We start from the raw sequence: 16,870 nt of genomic DNA on the forward strand, positions 1-16,870 counted from the left end.
AACTCAACTGAAGCCCAAACTCAACTGAAGCAAAGCTGATACGGGCGGCCGACAAGCCGCCTGATATCGTTGAGCGAAAAGGCCCGGCTAAGTTCGCCGAACGGTTTTCCCTCAAAGTACACTTGGACTACGGGCAATGAAAACACGCCAAGCTGCGCACAAAGCGCGGCAGCGCCGCCCTGGCAGTCGACATAGGCAAGCTGCATGGCCGGAAATTCTGTCTCCAGCAACTGGGCGATTTTGGGTTTGATGGCCTGGCACACGCCGCAATCTCTACCGCCAATCAGCAGTAATAGCGCCGGGCTTTGCCGCGCGGCGTCAAACTCGTCTTGGGTGCATAGGGTCAGCACGATTTCATTCTCCCGGTTTACATTTGCCAGCGTTTAGAGCGCAGTTAACTTAAGCGGTTCATTGCCTGGCCGTTTGCGCTGGCCGTTTGCGTTGGTCTTTTGCGCTGGCGTTCATGCAGTCTGCCTTTTTCCGGGATTGTGCCACAGAGTTTGGTGGCAGTTTACTGCCACTAGCGGCTTGGGTGGCAATCCGGTTGCTGAGTGCTTTAATTGATGAACTGACCTCGGAATTTGACGGGATAGGTTTATGCCGCTTTGTGCCAGTACGCCGGATGTGGGTTTATCGGGCGATGCCGCCAGTTTGCTTGCGCTGCTCGACTCACTTGAGGAGCAAATTGTCGTTATCGACAAGGCTGGCACCATACATTTTACCAATCTCGCCTGGAACCGTTTTGCCGAGGAAAATGGCATGCCTGCCGGCCATAACTGGCTTGGCAGCAACTACCTTAAAGTCTGTGACGGCGCAGGCGAAGCGCACAGCAAAGAGGCTGCCGAAGGCATACGGCGGATTATGTCCGGCCGCCAGGAGCGGTTTTATCTCGAGTACCCCTGCCACAGCCCCACCACCCAGCGCTGGTTTATGATGCGTGCCTGTGCGGTGAGCGGCCGCGAGCAGGCGCTTTTTATTATTGCCCACATCAATATTACCGAGCGCAAACTGCTGGAGCTGAAAGTCGCCAGCTTGTCTATGCATGACCCGCTCACCGGCCTTGCCAACCGGCGCTTGTTCGACAATTTTCTGCATAATGAATGGCGCCGCAGTCAGCGGGAGCATATGCCATTGACCCTGATGCTACTGGATTTGGATAACTTTAAAGCCTGCAACGATTGCTATGGCCATCTTGCCGGCGATGCCTACCTGCAGCTGGTGAGCAAGGTACTTAAATCGTTTTGCAAACGGCCAACCGATCTTGCCTGCCGTTTTGGTGGTGATGAGTTTGCGCTGGTGCTTGGCAATACCGGTATCGACTCGGCGCGGCGGATGGCGGGGGAAATTTGTCTGGCGATTGCCGACCTTGGCATTGCCGCCGATGATTGCCACCGGGTGACCGCGAGTTTGGGGGTGGCCAGTTGCAGCCCTGACACTACAGGTATGTCCGAAACTGACCTGTGCGCAGTCGCCGATTCCGCCCTGTATCAGGCGAAGGATGGCGGTAAAAACGGCTGTTATTGCCTGGTGTGCTGAAGGGGTAAAAGCAAAGCGCCGCGATGCGGCGCTTTTCGGGTGCCAAAGCCCAGAAACTAAGTGGATATCAATCCGTTGGCAGCGTTGTTTGTGCTGGGCTCTGTTTGGCGCCAGACACGGCATGCCGTGATGGTTTCGGGCATTAATGGCAGTTTCGTCAACATATCAGGCAACTGTTTGTGGCGGCTGACCAAACCCTTTGCCCGCCCAATCAGTTACTTTGTGTTGCTTTGCCTGTTTCCAACCTCTTTCTTGCTACTTCTTTCTTGCTACTGGCGCGCAATGTTGGCCGCTATCTTTGGCCTGCTATTGCGGTCAGCTTTGCTTTCTGGCCGCTGATGGTGCTGAGTTTCTGTGCCACATTCAGTTGCTAAATTCAGTTGCTAAATTCAGGTGCTAAATTCAGGTGCTAAATTCAGCTGCCGAATGTGTACGGCCATAAGCTTTGTTGGCAAAGCAACCGGCTCAAAGCGTTGCGGGGACCCGGGACGCAGTGTAGCTCTCTCCTCTGACAGGCGTCGTTCCCAACTGGCTTTGGCGTGGAAGGAATTGCTTCCCTCCTTGTCAAAATATGGCTGCTTGGGGCAAAAATTCAAGCGCTCAGCCTGCTGGTATGGCCTGCCTTGGCTGCCCGTGACTGTCCCGAAAAATTGCCAGCACGGGCGGGTGCAGTTAAGTGGTTCAGTCTGCGCGTTTTTTGTCGCGGCGAAGGTTTTTGAACATCAATGTCATGGCGATGATGAGCGGCAGGCCGATGGCCGCGCCTGTGACCCAATTGTCGGTGACGAGGCGACAGGCCAGGCCTATCAAAATCCCGCCGGCAAGCGACACAAGCCCGGGGAGATATTCGCTGGCGACTTTATTTGCATTGCTGCTTATCAGCCCAAGTTTGCGGGCGCAGTACTGCATAAAAAAGGGCTGCGGCAGGGCGAGGGCAATCAGCAGCAGCGACAGGTCTTTGCCGCTGTCCCACTGCAGCGGTTTATTGTGGATAAGGTCGCCGACAATCCACTGGCCGGCAAGCTTGCCAAGGGAAAAAATACCGGCCAGCAGCAGACAGGCTGCGAGTGCCAATAACAGCCAATAGACTGCTTTGTAGCGGGTGAGGTTCATACGTTAATTCCTTTTAACTGGGGTTGAACGAGAGGCGCCCAAGGCGTAAAGGCTGCACCTCGGGCGCGTGCGCGCGGCTCACAGGCGGCTGATTTGCTGTTTAAGCTCGTAGCCTGGCTCTGTGACTATGGCTTCAAGGGCGGAGATGCGGGCCTTGAGCTCGGCATTTTCACGCTCGAGATTGTCATCCACCTTGGCGCTGCGGGGGCGGCTCTTGAAGTAAGTCGTGGCGGCCTGTGCCATAAAGGCCGCTATCATGATCAGGGTAACTGCGGTCAGTTTATCCATTTTGATGCTCCTTAATGGGGCGCGGCTGCGCCCCGATTGGGTTTAAACGCGGTTTACAGACCAAACACTACTTTCTCGCTCTTGAGTGAGCGTTCCATCACCAGCGCCAGCACCAGGGCGATAGCCAGGGTGGCGGCCGATGTCACCAGCAGCTGCGCCAGCGGCAGCTCCTTGCCCTTGACCACTTCCATCAGCGCCTGCTGCTGGCCCGACAAAGGCAGCCACGACAGCACATCCGGGGCAACCTGATAGGTGCTCGCCATTACCAGCATCAGCGGCACAAACAGCACTATGGTGAGGTACGACTGCGCCTCTTTGAAGGTCTTGGCCATAAAGGACACCGACAGTTGCAGACTGGCTGCGAGCAGCGCAATCGGCACGGCAACCAAAAACATCAGCAGCATGAACGAGGGGCTGAGGTTGATGGCAAAACCCAGTTGCTGCCAGGGCACCAGCGCATAGGCAAACTTGGATACGATGAGGATGAGGATCACCCCCAGCAGCGCAAAGCTGGTCACGGCAAGGATCTTCGACCACACCAGCTCGCGGGTCGAGAGCGGGTGGCTGAGCAGCAGTGCCAGACTGTTGCGTTCGCGCTCGCCGGCGCTGGTGTCGATGGCAAGGTTCATGCCCGAAATAAACACCGAGTAAATCATGGTGAAGATGGCAAGCCCCAGGATCATGCCGCCCTTGGAGTCGGCGGTGGCCTGATCTTCCACCTCAACCTTAAGCGGCTGCACTACCCTTGGGTCAACCCCGCGGGCGATAAGGCGCAGGCTGCCCATTTCGGCGCTGTATTGCTGCAGCAGAGCCTCGAGGCGGCGAATCGACTTTTGCAGTTTGTCGTCTGAGTTATCGGCCACTAAGGTCACCAGTGCGGCTTCGCCCTTGGCCATCTGCGCCGGGTACTCGTCACCAATCACCAGGCGGATGTCTTTTACCTTGGTGGCATCGTCGCTGTGGCTCACGCCCTTGCTTTCAAGGTAATGCACCAGATCCTTGGCTTTGTCGGCATTGTCAATTTTGATAAACAAATCATCGGGGCTCGACAGTTGATTGATCAGCACCATAAACAGACCGCACATGATCAGCGGCGTGCCTATGGCGTAATACAGCCCTGCCATTACAGAGCGTTTGTCGCGGGCCGCATCCAGCAGCTCCTTGCGGAACATGGTCATAATCCGTTTCATGCGGCGATCCCCTCATCGGTACCAATCAATTGAATAAAAGCTTCTTCCAGTGACTCATGGCCGGTCTGGGCGCAGAGTTCGGCCGGGCTGCCCACGGCAACCACCTGACCACGGGCCATCACTATTACCCGGTCGCAGAGTGCGGCCACTTCCTGCATCACATGGCTTGAAAACAGCACACAGTGGCCCTGAGCGCGCAGGTCTTTGAGCATGTCGCGCAGCACCCGGGTGCTCATTACATCCAGCCCTCGGGTCGGTTCATCGAGGATGATATTGCGCGGCTGATGCACAATCGCCTGCGCCAGGGCGGTCTTCATACGTTGTCCCTGAGAAAAGCCCTTGCAGCGACGGTCGGCAATTTCTTCCATCTTGAGCTGGCTCAGCACCCGGGCGGTGGCGTCTTTGGCGGCGGCACCTTCCATGCCGGACAGCTCGGCAAAAAAGCGAACGTATTCCCTTGGGGTCAGGCGCTCGTACAGGCCAAAGGGATCGGGGAACAGCCCCAGCGCCTGCTTGGCGGCGATGGGATTGTCGGCCACGTTAATACCGTCGATTTCGGCAAAGCCTTCATCGGGTTTGAGCAGGCCAAACACGGTGCGCAGGCAGGTGGTCTTGCCGGCGCCGTTGGGGCCCAGCAGGCCGGTGATTTCGCCGTCGCGGGCCTCAAAGCTTAAGTTGCTGAGTGCCTGCACCTGACCGATTTTTTTATAGAGTCCGTTAACTTTAATCATGATGCGATTCCTTATTCGCTGGCCTTGGCGGCGTCTTGCTTGTCGCTTTTCTGTGGCAGCGGTTCGACCGTGCTGGCATTAAGGTAGAAGCCGCGGCGAATGTCTTTTTCGATACAACCGGTGTCCAGCTCTTTGGCCGAGCCTTCGCTAACAAACTCGGCAATCACCCCAGCGGCGCAGGACTCACGGGCAATGCCGTGGCCTGAGTAGGGCGCGACCAGATGACGGGCGTTGCCCATGTTGGCCATCGCCAGCTCGGCCCAGCTTGGTGGGGTGGCGGGGTCGAGGTTGCCGGACAGCAGCAGTACGGGTTTGTCGGTTGTTACCCCGTCGGCAAAGTCGGCCGCTACCTGAGGGATGTTCCACACCTTGCAGGCCTTATTGAGGGCGGTGAACATTTCGCTGCCGTAGTAGCTCTGCTCGAGGCGGCTCTTCATGGCGGCATCGATGCGGTGCATGTCTTCGCCGCACACCACGGCGTTGTGCATTCCGGCGGCCATATCCAGCCCGCCCACTGTCATGCCGTAGAGACCAAGGATGCTCTGATAGTTGCCGCGCGCGGCTTCATGGATGGCAAAGGGCAGCAGGGCGCGGGTGGTGGGCGAATAGAGCGCCAGGCGCACCACAGCGGCAAACTTGCCTCGGGTCAGCAGAAAGGTTTCCGCTTCGCCGGTGAGTGGATGGCGCACACTGTTGCTCACCGGAGCCTGTGCCAGTTGGGTGTGGACGGCGGCAAGGTCGGCCTCGAGGGTCGGAAACTGGCTGTTGCAGGCCTCGTTGGCTTTGCAGTCGGCCAGCAGCAGCGCCACGGCGCGGTCGATGGCTTCGCCAATGGCAATCACGCTTTGCTGCATGGGAACCACGCCATCCAGAATGGTGGTGGCAACCTGTTCAGGGTGCAGTTTCAGGTACAGCTGCGCCATGCGGGTGCCGTAGGACACGCCATACACATGCAGTTTTTGATAACCGGCCGCCTTACGCACCGCTTCGATATCGTTAACCGCATTGAGGCTGCCGTATTGGGTAACATCGGCGCTTTGCGCGTCGAGGCACTTTTGTGCTTCGGCTGTGGTGTCGGCGCTTTCGTCGTTGAAGGCGAGGGCGTTGATAGCGCCATCGTCACAGGCCAGCAGGTTGGAGCGGCCGGTACCACGCTGATCGATCAGCAGAATGTCGCGGGTCTGGCGCACTTTACGGAACATGCGATCGAAGCCGTCGGCATGGTCGATGGCCGACTGACCCGGGCCGCCGGCGATGGCGAGAAAGGCTTCATTCGGGAAGCTTGGCTTAATGGCAGGCAGTACGGCGTAATGCACTTCAATCTGCTTGCCGTCAGGCTTGGCCGGATTTTCCGGCACCTTGACCACACCGCAGCGTACCCGGTCGGAGATGCCGCTCAGGTAGCAACTCTCGCTGGCGCCGTCGAGTTTCTTTTCCAGCTGATGGGTGTCCACCGCCTTGGCCGGCAGACCGGCAACGGCGAGCAGGGTGGCTGCGGTCAGCAGCGAGAGCCTGCGCACACCTTGATAACGAGTCCTTGCTTTCATAAGACCTTTTCCTTTTTGCAATTCGGGCCGACTGTGCTAATTTATAGTGTATCGGTGTATCAATGTATTAATACAGTGATTCAAGGCTAATGTTAGAACTTCTGAATGTCAACCCCTCCAGCGGCGAACCTATATATCGCCAGCTGCATGAACAGATAGTGAGGCTTATCGTCTCCGGCCAGTTGGCTGAGGATGATGTGCTGCCGTCTGTCCGTCAGATAGCCGAGGCGCTGGCGGTAAACCCGATGACGGTATCCCGCGCCATCCAGCAGTTGGTGGATCAGGGCTATCTGGAGCGCCGCCGTGGGCAGGCGACCCGGGTTGCGCCCCGTGGTGAAGCCGGGGCCACCTCGGCTGCTGAATTACTCACGCCCAAGCTCACTGAGTTGATTGCCGAAGCTCGCCAGCTGGGCATGACACACCATGAACTTGAAATCCTGCTTAAAAAATTGTGGCAATGAGGCCTGAAACGACAATGGACATGACGTTGGAAGGACCGCTGCTGGCGGTTCGTGGATTGAAAAAGCGCTTTGGTGACAAGCTGGCGCTCGATGGTATCGACCTGACCCTGGAGCCCGGCATGGTGATGGGGCTGCTCGGTGAAAACGGCGCCGGTAAATCGACCCTGATGCGCACAATCCTCGGTTTGCTTGCGGCCGACGAAGGCGAAGTGCTTACCCTGGGCCAGTCTTCAGATGTGCTTGATAAACAGCATAAAACCCGCATTGGTTATGTGCCGCAGCAGCACTTCGGTTATGAAGGCTTTTCGGTTGAACGGGCGCTGGCGCTGCACTCGGGTTTTTATCCCGATTGGGACAAAGCGCTCGAGCAAAGCTGGCTTACGCGTTTTGGGCTGGATGCCAAGGCGCAGGTTAACCGTTTGAGTCTGGGTCAGCGCCAGTCGCTCGCCATCATCATGGCCATGGCCTATCGCCCCAGCTTGCTTATTCTCGATGAGCCGGTGGCGAGTCTCGACCCATCTGCCCGACGCCGCTTTATGGGCGATCTGTTTGAGTTGGCGCTGGAATCCGGCTCGGCGGTACTGTTTTCATCCCATATCACCTCGGATCTGGAGCGGGTTGCCAGCCACGTGGCGCTGCTCAAAGATGGTAAGCTTTTGATTTGCAGTGAGCTTGATGGGGTGCGTGAGTCGGTGCGGCTGCTGAATCTGGCTCCGGGCACCAAGCTGCCGCCAACGCTTAAAATCCTTGGTCGGCAGGGCAACCGGGTGGTGGTCGATGGCTACCAGAACGAGCAGTTTGAGGGGTTACTCGCGGCCGAGCCGCTTAATCTTGAGCAACTGTTTATGGAGCTGCACCCATGAGCCGGCTTGCCGCATTCTGGCCGCTGTGGTGCCGCGATGTGGGCTCGGCCAGCTTTCTTGGCATGGCGGCGGTATTCCTGGGGTTGATTCTGCCGCTTGGCTTGCTGCTGGGGCGTGCGGATGAAGTCGGCTTTATGCTGGCGTTTGCCAACATTGGCCTTTGCTGCGCCATCGCCTGGCAACACAATCGGTTGCACGCCGCCGAATGGACGCTGGTGAATCCGGGCTTTACCGAACTTGTTCGCAGCCACAGCCGCGCGCTGCTGGCCTTTGCCGCCCTGTTGTCGCTGCTGTGCTGGCAGTTTTTCGGCATACCGCTGGGGTATGGTGCGCTGTCGATGCTGCTTGGCGGCGGCTTTTTGTATCTTTGCTATCTGCGCCCGGGCAGTTTTTACCTGTCGATGGCGGCATTTTTCGCCATAGTGCTGATTGACCCGCTGCTTGAGCAGTTGCCCTGGCTTAACTGGCTCGCGCCTGTAGTGGCTATCGCGTTGTGGTATTGGCTGGATAGCAAGCTGTGGCGCGGCCCCTGGCGGCAGGAGGCGGTAACGCTTTACTGCACCGGCATGACCACAGGCGGTTTGCACCTGCCCGGCTGGAGCTGGCTGTCCATCACCCGACACCTCGACGCCAAACTTTTTCCCCTCAGCTATTTTGGCGGCCCTGCGGTAAACGCCGTGCTGCTGTTTATGCCGCTGCTGGTGCTGGTGGCAAGCCTTGCGCTTAAGGCAAAAGGCTCTGAAATCAGCTATCTGCATCTGTGGGTGCAGTTTACTGTGATGATGAGCTCCATGGTGCACTGGACCCGCTGCATGCGCTGGCGCTCGCTCGATTCGCTGCTGGTGCTGCCGCTGTTTTCCGGTTGGAATGACTTTTGTGAACGCATGTTCGGCGCGCAGTTTAAATTATTGCTGCTGACTGTGGTGTCTATGGTGTTCAGCGCCCTGATTGCCGTGCTGGTGTTCGAATTGCCGCTGTGGATCTGGCCTGTGGCTGTACTTGCCACTGCCTGGGGCGCGGGTTTTTCGCTGGCGTTCGGGGTGTTTTGCAAAAATACCGTTCATACCACGGCCTTGATGATGCTGATGATATTGCCGCTGGTTACAGTGGATGTGGCGCTGCGCTTTGCCAAAGAGGGCTCGGCTAATCCGCCGCTTTGGCTTGGGATCAATGGCTTGCTGGCACTGCTGGCGCTGGCATCTATGTACTGGACGAGATTCAAGCTGCCGCGCGGCTGAAGCTAAACTAGAAGCTAAACTAAGCCGAGCGCAAACCAAGCTGAACATCAACAAGCTGAGCGTAAACAAGGCTGAGCTTTAATCAGGGCCGGAGCATCAGTGCGTTGGCATTCGGGCTGTAAATCCGCAGATCTCTAGCTTTAACATCATTCGCAACCTCAACCCAAAGCCGCAGCAATGCGGCTTTTTTGTGGGTTTTGGGCGGCTGTAAGTCGGGCTTTGGGTCACTTTTTCGGCAAAATTAGAGCAATAACTCTTACCTTTGTGGCCGCGCTGGGCTAGAATGCCGCCAAAACAGGAACACGTGTACGCCTAAGTTCAGGTAAATCAGTTCAGGCAAATCAGTTCCGGTCATCAGGCAGGTAATTCCATGTCACTCGAGCAATTTCATCTGGTGCGGCTGCTCAAGGCCCAAACCAAACAAAACCCCGACGCCATCGCCCTTGAAGGCTTTGAAATGGCAGCTCCCTGGGATCAGGTGTCCCGCAGTCAGTTCGATACCGGCAGCGATGTGCTGGCGATGCAGCTGATTGCTGCCGGGCTTGGGGTACAGGATAAAATCGCCATCATGTCGAACAACTGTCCACAGTGGACAGTGGCCGATGTGGCGGCGCTCAAGGCCCGCGCCGTGGTGGTGCCTGTGTATCCCACCAACACCCTGGAGCAGGCGGCTTATATTCTTAACGATGCAGACGTCGGCTTTTTGTTTGTCGATAACGCCGAGCGTTACCAGCTCGCCTGTGAACTGCGCGCACTTTGCCCGGGGCTTAAGTCTATCGTGGTGTTTGATGAGTCGATTGCGCTGAGCCATCCCGATGATAAGACACTCGCGGCCATGCTTGCGGCTGTGCCACCTGCCGAGGCTGCGATGGAGCTGGGCGCTCGCCTCGAGCAGACGTCGCTTGACGACCTTTTGACCCTGATTTATACCTCGGGCACCACCGGCGAGCCCAAGGGCGTGATGCTGCCGCACCGCGCCATTGCGTCCACCATTTATCAGCACGATAAGCGTCTTGCCTTTACCGAAGGCGATGTATCGCTGGCGTTTTTGCCGCTAAGTCATGTGTTTGAGCGCGGCTGGAGTTTTTACGTGCTTGGCCGTGGCGGCCGCAACGTGTATTTGTCTGATACCAATCGGGTGAAGCAGGCGATTGCCGCCGTGCGCCCCCATACCCTGTGTGTGGTGCCGCGCTTCCTGGAGAAGGTTTACAGCGCGGTGCAGGATAAGCTGTCGCGGGCGCCATCTTCACGCAAGGCTCTGTTCAACTGGGCTTTGTCGGTTGGCAGTCGTCAGTTTGAGGTGGCTCAGGGGCGCGCAAAAGGCGGTGTGCTGCTGTCAATGCAGGCGAAGATTGCCGATAAGTTGGTCGGCAGTAAAATCCGTGAGCAGCTCGGTGGCCGGCTTAAATTTATGCCCTGCGGCGGCGCGGCGCTAAACGCCGATGTCAGCCGTTTTTTCAATGCCGTGAATGTGCCAGTGCTCTGCGGTTACGGCCTGACCGAAACCACAGCCACAGTCACCTGCAACACCCTGGAAAACCGGGTGCCCGGCTCCAACGGTCAATGCCTGCCGGATGTGGAAGTGCGCATTGGTGCCAATGACGAGATTTTGGTGCGCGGCGATACCGTGATGACCGGCTATTACAATCGTCCCGAAGACACAGCTGCGGCGTTTGAGGAAGGCTGGTTTAAAACCGGCGATGCCGGACGGCTGGATGCGGCGGGTAATCTCTTTATCACCGACCGTATCAAGGAGCTGATGAAGACCTCGAACGGCAAATACGTGGCGCCGCAGCGGGTTGAAGGCATGGTGGGGCGCTGCCCCTTTATCGAGCAGGTGGCGATTGTCGCCGATGCCCGTAACTATGTGACCGCCCTGATTGTGCCGGCCTTTGAAGCGCTGGAAGCCTGGGCGAAAGAGAAAGGGGTGAAGTACGAGTCGCCGCTGGAGCTTATTCGTCACAGCCATGTGCTTGAGCACTTTGAGGCGCGGCTGAAACTGATGCAGGATGGTTTGGCAGGCTTTGAACAAATCAAGAAGTTCACTCTGCTGGCCGATGCTTTCACCATGGAATCAGGGCTGATCACCCCGACCCTGAAGCTCAGGCGAAAGATGATTTATCATAAATATCAGCGGGAAATCAGTGCCATGTACGGCGGCTGATCTTAACCGTACAAAAAGCCAAAGACCGCCCGGTGGCGGTCTTTTGTTTTATGCGGCCCTTGGTGTACTCTGCTCGCTTGTGTCATACCCAAAGAGCTTCACTCAGATGAGCAAGAGGACCCCGCATGGCCCAGTTTGACCTCAGTATCCAACCCAGATTCAACGAAACCGATGGGCTTGGCCATATCAACAACACAGTGATCCCGATATGGTTTGAAGCGGCCCGCGAGCCGATTTTCGCCATCTTCAACCCCGAGCTCGACCTGAACCACTGGAACCTGATAGTCGCAGGTTTCAGCATCGCCTTTACCGCGCCAACCTATTACGGTAAGCCGGTGGAGGTGGTAAGCCGCATCTCCCGCATAGGTAATTCCAGTTTTGAAGTGCTGCAGCAGAGCTTTCAGGGCGGCAAGATGACCGCTGAGGCTAAAACCACCCTGGTGCACTACGACTACCAAACCGAAAAAAGCGTGGCTATTCCAGCCGATATCCGCACAAAGCTCGCAGCCTTCCTTATCGAGGCCTGATGTTTTAACCGGGCGTAAGCAACAAAAAAGCCAATCCCTGTTCTTACTTGGGGATTGGCTTTGTGTTTTCTGGCCCGCTAGAGGCCGCTTATCGAACGGCTAAGCTATTGAAACAGCTTACAGGCCTGCGAGCTTAGCGCGAGCAGCATGCAGCTTTTTGTAGCTGTCAATCAAACGCAGGTGACGGTCGAGCCCTTCAAGCTTCATGCTGGTTGGGGTGAGGCCGTAAAAACGCACTGTGCCTTCGACCGAACCCACCACCGCATTCATGATCTCCTCGCCAAACATACGGCTGAGGTTGTGCTGATAGTCAGCCAGCTCCAGCTCGTCATCGAGGCTGATTTCCAGCACTGCCTGCATTGCCTGATAGAACAGGCCACGCTTAACCGTGTTGTCGTTGTACTGCAGGAAGGCTTCGGTCAGCTCGAGCGCCGGTTCGAGATCGCCAAGGGCGAGGAACGCGAGCAGCTTAAGCTCGAGAATGGTGAGCTTGCCCCAGTCGGTGTTTTCGTCAAACTCGATGCCGATCAGCGTCTTAATGTCGGTGTAGTCATCGAGCTGGCTGTCTTCGAGGCGCTCAATCAGATCGGCGAGTTCATCGTCGCTCAAGCGATGCAGGTTAAGAATGTCCTCGCGGAATGCCAGCGCCTTGTTGGTGTTGTCCCAAATGAGGTCGGACACCGGATACACCTCGGAGTAACCGGGCACCAGAATGCGACAGGCACTGCCAAGGGCGGTGAACTCTGCCACATAGGCCTCAAGGCCCAGGTCGTCGAGGATGCCGAACAGGGCGGCCGACTCTTCTTCATTGCTGCCGCTGAAGTCCCACTCTACAAACTCGAAGTCGTGCTTGGCACTGAAGAAGCGCCAGGAGATCACCCCGGTGGAGTCGATAAAGTGCTCGACGAAGTTTTCCGGCTCCTGCACCGCCAGGCTGTTGAAGGTTGGCTTTTGCACATCGTTCAGGCCTTCAAAACTGCGGCCCTGCAACAGTTCGGTGAGGCTGCGCTCCAAGGCCACTTCGAGGCTTGGGTGGGCGCCGAAGGAGGCAAAAACGCCGCCGGTGCGTGGATTCATCAGGGTTACGCACATCACCGGGAACTGGCCGCCGAGGGAGGCATCTTTTACCACCACGGGGAAGCCCTGGGCCTCCAGCGCTTCGATACCTGCCACTATGCTTGGGTACTTGGCGAGCACCTCGGCCGGTACGTCCGGCAGGGCCAGCTCTTCTTCGATGATCTGGCGTTTTACCGCGCGCTCGAAGATTTCTGACAGACACTGCACCTTGGCTTCGGCGAGGTTGTTGCCTGCGCTCATGCCGTTGCTGAGGAACAGGTTTTCAATCAGGTTGGACGGGAAATACACTGTCTCGCCATCGCTGCGGCGGGTGTACGGGATGGCGCAGATGCCGCGCTCGCGGTTACCCGAGTTGGTGTCAATCAGGTGCGAGGCGCGCAGCTCGCCATCGGCGTTGTAAATACTGAGGCAATACTCGTCGAGCAGACCCTGTGGCAGCGCATCGCGCTTGCCGGGCTTGAACCATTGTTCGTTGGGGTAATGCACAAATTCAGCATTGGCAATTTCTTCACCAAAGTACTGATCGTTATAGAAGAAGTTGCAGCTGAGGCGCTCGATAAACTCGCCCAGCGCCGAGCACAGGGCGCTCTCTTTGGTGCTGCCCTTGCCGTTGGTAAAACACATGGGCGAGGCGGCATCGCGGATATGCAACGACCAGACATTGGGCACCAGATTGCGCCAGCTGGAGATTTCGATTTTCATCCCCAATTCGGCCAGTTTGGCGGTCATGTTGGCGATGGTCTGCTCCAGTGGCAGATCTTTACCCAAAATAAAGGTGCTGTGGTCGCCATCGGGCTTAACCATCAGCATGGCCTGGGCGTCTTCGTCGAGATTCTCAACGGTTTCAATCACAAACTCAGGGCCGGTCTGCACCACTTTTTTTACTGTGCAGCGGTCGATGGAGCGCAATATGCCTTCGCGGTCTTTCTCGCTGATGCTCTCTGGCAGTTCAACCTGAATTTTAAACTGCTGGTTGTAGCGGTTTTCCGGGTCGACAATGTTGTTTTGCGACAGGCGGATACCTTCGGTCGGGATTTCCCGCGACACGCAGTACACCTTCACGAAGTAGGCGGCGCACAGGGCGGAAGAGGCGAGGAAGTAGTCGAACGGGCTTGGCGCCGAGCCATCGCCCTTGTAGCGGATTGGCTGGTCGGCAATGACGCTGAAGTCGTCGAATTTGGCCTCGAGTCTCAGGTTATCGAGAAAATTAACTTTGATTTCCATGGGATAATTCCAGATGTTCCGGGCATTCGCAGTTGCCCCGCGGCAAAACCGCTGAAAAATTAGCGCAATTATCGGCTTTTTTGCGGCATGTGTCTTGGATTTATTGTGCTGGCGCGGTCGGTGAGCGTGCCGAAGAGGCGAAAGCCTGTCTGGGTTAAGGTAGCGTTTTGCAAAATGCAAAACCCAAATTGCACAGCGCTGGGTGATGGCGATGGCAATTTGCAATCAGCAGTTGGCTGTGGGGCGGTCTGTTTCTGATAAAAATAAGCAAATTCATGAGGATAATACCAATTTTTGGGTTGGCCTGATTATTGAGTATTCCCTTGCGTCTGTCAGCCTGAGGGAATTGCCATGTTTAAATTATCCACTGTATGTGTATCGGTTCGCGTTGCAGCCCTGTCGCTGGTGGCGATGGCCGGCACCCTGAATGCGGCACCGAGCTTTACCGAAAAGCTCATCACCGATGTGGGCTGGCGGGTCGAGTTTGTCGAGAGCCAATATGACGCTGCCGCCGATACCACTACCTTTACTTACCGGCTGATGGCCTCATCGCAGGAAAAGGATTTGAGCCATTGGGTGCTGGCGCTTGATGAAAGCCCGATTGCCAGCCAGGGCTGCGACCTGGTGAAGTTTGGTCTGGACCCCACCACAGGTGTGTCGGGCTGGAAGTGCGACGATGGCCAAAATGCCGGCAGCACTCAGCTGTATGAACTGACCTTCAGCGGCCATTTGGGGCAGGACGACACCGAATATTCGGTTAAAGGCGGCACTTATTATGCGGTGGGTGATACCACAGGTCCGGGTGAGCCCATTATCGATGTACAGAAATTCAATCTCTCCGGCTTGGCGTTTTTGGATGCCAACGGCAATGGTCTGCACGAAAACGATGAGCCGGTATTTGCCAACGTCATGGTATTACTCAGTAATGGCGAAACCCAGCGCACCGACGATGGCGGCCATTACCGCTTTACCGAGCTGCCCCGTGGCTACTATGAAGTCAGCATTCAGCCTGAAACTCCGGCAGTAATGGACGACTTCAATGAGCTTTTGAGCGGCTATTACCTGCCGACCACGGCCTCATTGCTGAGCCTTGAGCTGACTTCGGACATCAGCAATCAGGATTTTGGCTTTAATACCAATGTCGGCGCCCTGATGGATGATTTTGACAGTGCAGATCCCGATGGCAACGGCCAGACCTTTGCTGGCACCGGCAAGACCATAGGTTTTTGGAAGCATCAGCTAACCTCGGCGCAAAAAGGCAAAACCAAAGGAGTGCAGGTGAGTGCGGCGCTGGTGCGTGACTATCTGTACAGCGGCACCTCGTCAGTTAAAACCATGTACATCGAGCCCTTTGCCGAACTGCCGGCGGCTGTGCCGGGTGCGTATGATTACGGTCTGACGGTATTGAGTTCTACTTCCAGTGATGCGCTGGCTCTGCTTAAAAAACAACTGTTTGCCACCGAGCTGAATTATCAGGCCGGTTGGGGGCTCTCCAGCATGGCGCTGCAGGGCAGCCTGATTGCCTGGGCCGAGTATCTCGCGAAATACCCCGACAGTTTCAGCCGCGATGAGCTGTTGCAGGCCAAGGATATTTGCGACCTTATCAATAACTCGGGCGAATAATATCTGTATGTAAAACAGGGCTTAATCTTAGGCGCAGTCCAAGCTTTACATCTAAGGTTTTGTTCTGAGCAAGAGGCCCGTGTGGCCTCTTTTTGTTGCTGTGGTGCTTAGCCGACGCCTGCTTCTGGCGATGGGGCAAGAGCAGGCGTATCATGGTGCCGATTTTTTGGTATCCGGAGTGGTAATGAGCGGTTTGACCCCTGAGCTGGCGGTAATTTTATTGAATCTGGCAATTATTGCCGTGGCCTATGGCTCTGTGTATCCCAAGCTTGCCGGCAGTAATATGCAAAAGATTTCGGTGTGCGACCTGTTCGCCTCGGGGCTGGCACTGGTCATAGTCGGCATTAAATACTGGGGGAGTGGCGCCGAGTTTAACCTGCTGCTCGGCAACACCAACTGGTTCTGGTTTACCCTGATAAGCTACTTTGTGCTCGAGCTGCCAGCGGTGTTTTGGTACATCAAAAAATACGGTATCAGTATGCCAAAGTAACCACTGCCTCAGTCGTTATAGATGGTTTAAATTAATCCATGATGTCGTAAAGGCTGTGCCGGGTGGAAAACTCTGAATATCTGCCATGGCTATGACTTATTGTCCTTGGCGTCTTGGCAATCATAGTTTTTATGGGTTTATTTATTTCACCCATGTGCTTGTGAGTTCAGGAGAAGGCCGGAGCCGGTTTTCTTGGGCTGGCGGCCTTCTTGGTTGTTACTCAAACTGGCTGAGCCAGTTCTTTAATAAGCCGTTGAGCGCCTGCTGCTCATCCTGACTCAGCCCTGCCAACGCTTTTTTTTGGGTTTCCACATGGCTGGTCAGCACCTGCGCCAGGGTGGAAATGCCCTTGGCGGTAAGGCAGACTTCGATGCTGCGCCGATCGGTCTGGCTGTGCTCGCGCACTATCAGACCTTTTTCTTCCAGCCGATCGAGACGGTTGGTCATAGCGCCCGAAGTGAGCATCATGGAACTGAGCAAATCCGACGGTGTCAGTCGGTAAGGCGCGCCGCTGCGACGCAGTGTTGCCAGCACATCAAATTCACCCGGCTTAAGATCGTACGCCTTGTGGCAATCGCTGATGGCCTGCTCAAGGTGCTTTATCAGTCGGGCAAAACGCCCCATGATCCCCATGGCAAGGGTGTCCATGCCGGGTTTTTCTTTGGCCCACTGCGCCAGAATGTTATCGACCGCGTCCATCTAATGTCTCAATTTTCATCAACATATAATTATCTTAGCATGAAGATACTTTACGGAAAGGTTTTTCTGCGTTAGCCTGAAATTAATCTCAACGTAAAG

Annotated in this window: 17 protein-coding genes; 9 read left to right on the forward strand and 8 right to left on the reverse strand. The window is 56.2% G+C overall.

From position 1 onward, the window contains the following. Window positions 1-20 precede the first annotated feature (20 nt). Window positions 21-350, reverse strand: a complete 330-nt coding sequence (locus KJI95_RS11290) for a thioredoxin family protein (protein ID WP_214507312.1) — start codon at window positions 348-350, stop codon at window positions 21-23. 247 nt (window positions 351-597) lie between these two features. Between KJI95_RS11290 and KJI95_RS11295 the strand changes: the two genes are divergently transcribed. Together KJI95_RS11295 and KJI95_RS11300 are read left to right on the forward strand one after the other, a co-directional pair. Beyond that, entirely contained in the window at window positions 598-1,536 is a 939-nt protein-coding gene (locus KJI95_RS11295; protein WP_214507313.1) for a sensor domain-containing diguanylate cyclase, read from the forward strand. A gap of 60 nt (window positions 1,537-1,596) precedes the next feature. Further along, window positions 1,597-1,875 (forward strand): hypothetical protein, encoded by a 279-nt coding sequence (locus KJI95_RS11300; protein WP_214507314.1) that lies wholly within the window; start codon window positions 1,597-1,599, stop codon window positions 1,873-1,875. Between the two features lie 342 nt (window positions 1,876-2,217). Here the strand turns inward: KJI95_RS11300 and KJI95_RS11305 are convergent, their stop codons facing one another. The 5 genes from KJI95_RS11305 to KJI95_RS11325 form a co-directional block, all read right to left on the reverse strand. Continuing rightward, window positions 2,218-2,649: a hypothetical protein gene (locus tag KJI95_RS11305; RefSeq protein WP_214507315.1), complete on the reverse strand. Its 432-nt coding sequence runs from the start codon at window positions 2,647-2,649 to the stop codon at window positions 2,218-2,220. Window positions 2,650-2,727: 78 nt separating this feature from the next. Further along, window positions 2,728-2,937: a hypothetical protein gene (locus KJI95_RS11310; RefSeq protein ID WP_214507316.1), complete on the reverse strand. Its 210-nt coding sequence runs from the start codon at window positions 2,935-2,937 to the stop codon at window positions 2,728-2,730. Window positions 2,938-2,990: 53 nt separating this feature from the next. Then, the gene (locus KJI95_RS11315; RefSeq protein ID WP_214507317.1) at window positions 2,991-4,127 is read right to left on the reverse strand and encodes an ABC transporter permease; all 1,137 of its coding nucleotides are present in this window, start codon (window positions 4,125-4,127) and stop codon (window positions 2,991-2,993) included. Next, window positions 4,124-4,858 (reverse strand): ABC transporter ATP-binding protein, encoded by a 735-nt coding sequence (locus KJI95_RS11320; RefSeq protein WP_214507318.1) that lies wholly within the window; start codon window positions 4,856-4,858, stop codon window positions 4,124-4,126. The genes KJI95_RS11315 and KJI95_RS11320 overlap by 4 nt, the downstream gene beginning before the upstream one ends. Window positions 4,859-4,869: 11 nt before the next feature. Continuing rightward, window positions 4,870-6,405 carry an alpha/beta hydrolase gene (locus tag KJI95_RS11325; protein WP_214507319.1) on the reverse strand — a complete coding sequence of 512 codons (1,536 nt, stop codon included), beginning with the start codon at window positions 6,403-6,405 and terminating at the stop codon, window positions 4,870-4,872. Window positions 6,406-6,494: 89 nt separating this feature from the next. Between KJI95_RS11325 and KJI95_RS11330 the strand changes: the two genes are divergently transcribed. The 5 genes from KJI95_RS11330 (at window position 6,495) to KJI95_RS11350 (ending at window position 11,658) form a co-directional block, all read left to right on the forward strand. Next, window positions 6,495-6,866, forward strand: coding sequence for a GntR family transcriptional regulator (locus tag KJI95_RS11330; RefSeq protein WP_214507320.1), 372 nt, complete (start codon window positions 6,495-6,497; stop codon window positions 6,864-6,866). Window positions 6,867-6,880: 14 nt separating this feature from the next. Next, the gene (locus tag KJI95_RS11335) at window positions 6,881-7,729 is read left to right on the forward strand and encodes an ABC transporter ATP-binding protein (protein ID WP_214507321.1); all 849 of its coding nucleotides are present in this window, start codon (window positions 6,881-6,883) and stop codon (window positions 7,727-7,729) included. Next, window positions 7,726-8,967 carry a hypothetical protein gene (locus KJI95_RS11340; RefSeq protein WP_214507322.1) on the forward strand — a complete coding sequence of 414 codons (1,242 nt, stop codon included), beginning with the start codon at window positions 7,726-7,728 and terminating at the stop codon, window positions 8,965-8,967. Before KJI95_RS11335 ends, KJI95_RS11340 begins: the two co-directional genes overlap by 4 nt. 370 nt (window positions 8,968-9,337) lie before the next feature. After that, a complete protein-coding gene (locus KJI95_RS11345) occupies window positions 9,338-11,131 on the forward strand; it encodes an AMP-dependent synthetase/ligase (RefSeq protein ID WP_214507323.1) in 1,794 nt (597 codons plus the stop codon). Window positions 11,132-11,256: 125 nt separating this feature from the next. Continuing rightward, window positions 11,257-11,658 (forward strand): acyl-CoA thioesterase, encoded by a 402-nt coding sequence (locus KJI95_RS11350; RefSeq protein WP_214507324.1) that lies wholly within the window; start codon window positions 11,257-11,259, stop codon window positions 11,656-11,658. Between the two features lie 117 nt (window positions 11,659-11,775). Here KJI95_RS11350 and KJI95_RS11355 read toward each other — a convergent pair whose 3' ends face one another. Continuing rightward, complete coding sequence (locus KJI95_RS11355) at window positions 11,776-13,959, reverse strand: OsmC domain/YcaO domain-containing protein (RefSeq protein ID WP_214507325.1); 2,184 nt, start codon at window positions 13,957-13,959, stop codon at window positions 11,776-11,778. Between the two features lie 351 nt (window positions 13,960-14,310). Here KJI95_RS11355 and KJI95_RS11360 point away from each other — a divergent pair, with 351 nt between their 5' ends. Both KJI95_RS11360 and KJI95_RS11365 read left to right on the forward strand, forming a co-directional pair. After that, on the forward strand, window positions 14,311-15,582 hold the full coding sequence (locus tag KJI95_RS11360) for an SdrD B-like domain-containing protein (RefSeq protein WP_214507326.1): 1,272 nt from the start codon (window positions 14,311-14,313) through the stop codon (window positions 15,580-15,582). Window positions 15,583-15,766: 184 nt separating this feature from the next. After that, window positions 15,767-16,072 carry a hypothetical protein gene (locus tag KJI95_RS11365; protein WP_214507327.1) on the forward strand — a complete coding sequence of 102 codons (306 nt, stop codon included), beginning with the start codon at window positions 15,767-15,769 and terminating at the stop codon, window positions 16,070-16,072. A gap of 216 nt (window positions 16,073-16,288) precedes the next feature. Here KJI95_RS11365 and KJI95_RS11370 read toward each other — a convergent pair whose 3' ends face one another. Next, entirely contained in the window at window positions 16,289-16,771 is a 483-nt protein-coding gene (locus KJI95_RS11370) for a MarR family winged helix-turn-helix transcriptional regulator (protein ID WP_214507328.1), read from the reverse strand. Window positions 16,772-16,870: the final 99 nt, after the last annotated feature.

Source organism: Shewanella jiangmenensis, from assembly GCF_018596335.1.
In the GTDB taxonomy this organism is placed as follows: domain Bacteria; phylum Pseudomonadota; class Gammaproteobacteria; order Enterobacterales; family Shewanellaceae; genus Shewanella; species Shewanella jiangmenensis.

Bases quoted from the DNA above. Each gene is read 5' to 3' on its own strand.
- KJI95_RS11355 (WP_214507325.1), bottom strand. From the start codon at position 13,959: ATGGAAATCAAAGTTAATTTTCTCGATAACCTGAGACTCGAGGCCAAA.
- KJI95_RS11370 (WP_214507328.1), bottom strand. From the start codon at position 16,771: ATGGACGCGGTCGATAACATTCTGGCGCAGTGGGCCAAAGAAAAACCC.
- KJI95_RS11325 (WP_214507319.1), bottom strand. From the start codon at position 6,405: ATGAAAGCAAGGACTCGTTATCAAGGTGTGCGCAGGCTCTCGCTGCTG.
- KJI95_RS11310 (WP_214507316.1), bottom strand. From the start codon at position 2,937: ATGGATAAACTGACCGCAGTTACCCTGATCATGATAGCGGCCTTTATG.
- KJI95_RS11345 (WP_214507323.1), top strand. From the start codon at position 9,338: ATGTCACTCGAGCAATTTCATCTGGTGCGGCTGCTCAAGGCCCAAACC.
- KJI95_RS11365 (WP_214507327.1), top strand. From the start codon at position 15,767: ATGAGCGGTTTGACCCCTGAGCTGGCGGTAATTTTATTGAATCTGGCA.
- KJI95_RS11320 (WP_214507318.1), bottom strand. From the start codon at position 4,858: ATGATTAAAGTTAACGGACTCTATAAAAAAATCGGTCAGGTGCAGGCA.
- KJI95_RS11340 (WP_214507322.1), top strand. From the start codon at position 7,726: ATGAGCCGGCTTGCCGCATTCTGGCCGCTGTGGTGCCGCGATGTGGGC.
- KJI95_RS11350 (WP_214507324.1), top strand. From the start codon at position 11,257: ATGGCCCAGTTTGACCTCAGTATCCAACCCAGATTCAACGAAACCGAT.
- KJI95_RS11295 (WP_214507313.1), top strand. From the start codon at position 598: ATGCCGCTTTGTGCCAGTACGCCGGATGTGGGTTTATCGGGCGATGCC.
- KJI95_RS11330 (WP_214507320.1), top strand. From the start codon at position 6,495: ATGTTAGAACTTCTGAATGTCAACCCCTCCAGCGGCGAACCTATATAT.
- KJI95_RS11335 (WP_214507321.1), top strand. From the start codon at position 6,881: ATGGACATGACGTTGGAAGGACCGCTGCTGGCGGTTCGTGGATTGAAA.
- KJI95_RS11360 (WP_214507326.1), top strand. From the start codon at position 14,311: ATGTTTAAATTATCCACTGTATGTGTATCGGTTCGCGTTGCAGCCCTG.
- KJI95_RS11315 (WP_214507317.1), bottom strand. From the start codon at position 4,127: ATGAAACGGATTATGACCATGTTCCGCAAGGAGCTGCTGGATGCGGCC.
- KJI95_RS11305 (WP_214507315.1), bottom strand. From the start codon at position 2,649: ATGAACCTCACCCGCTACAAAGCAGTCTATTGGCTGTTATTGGCACTC.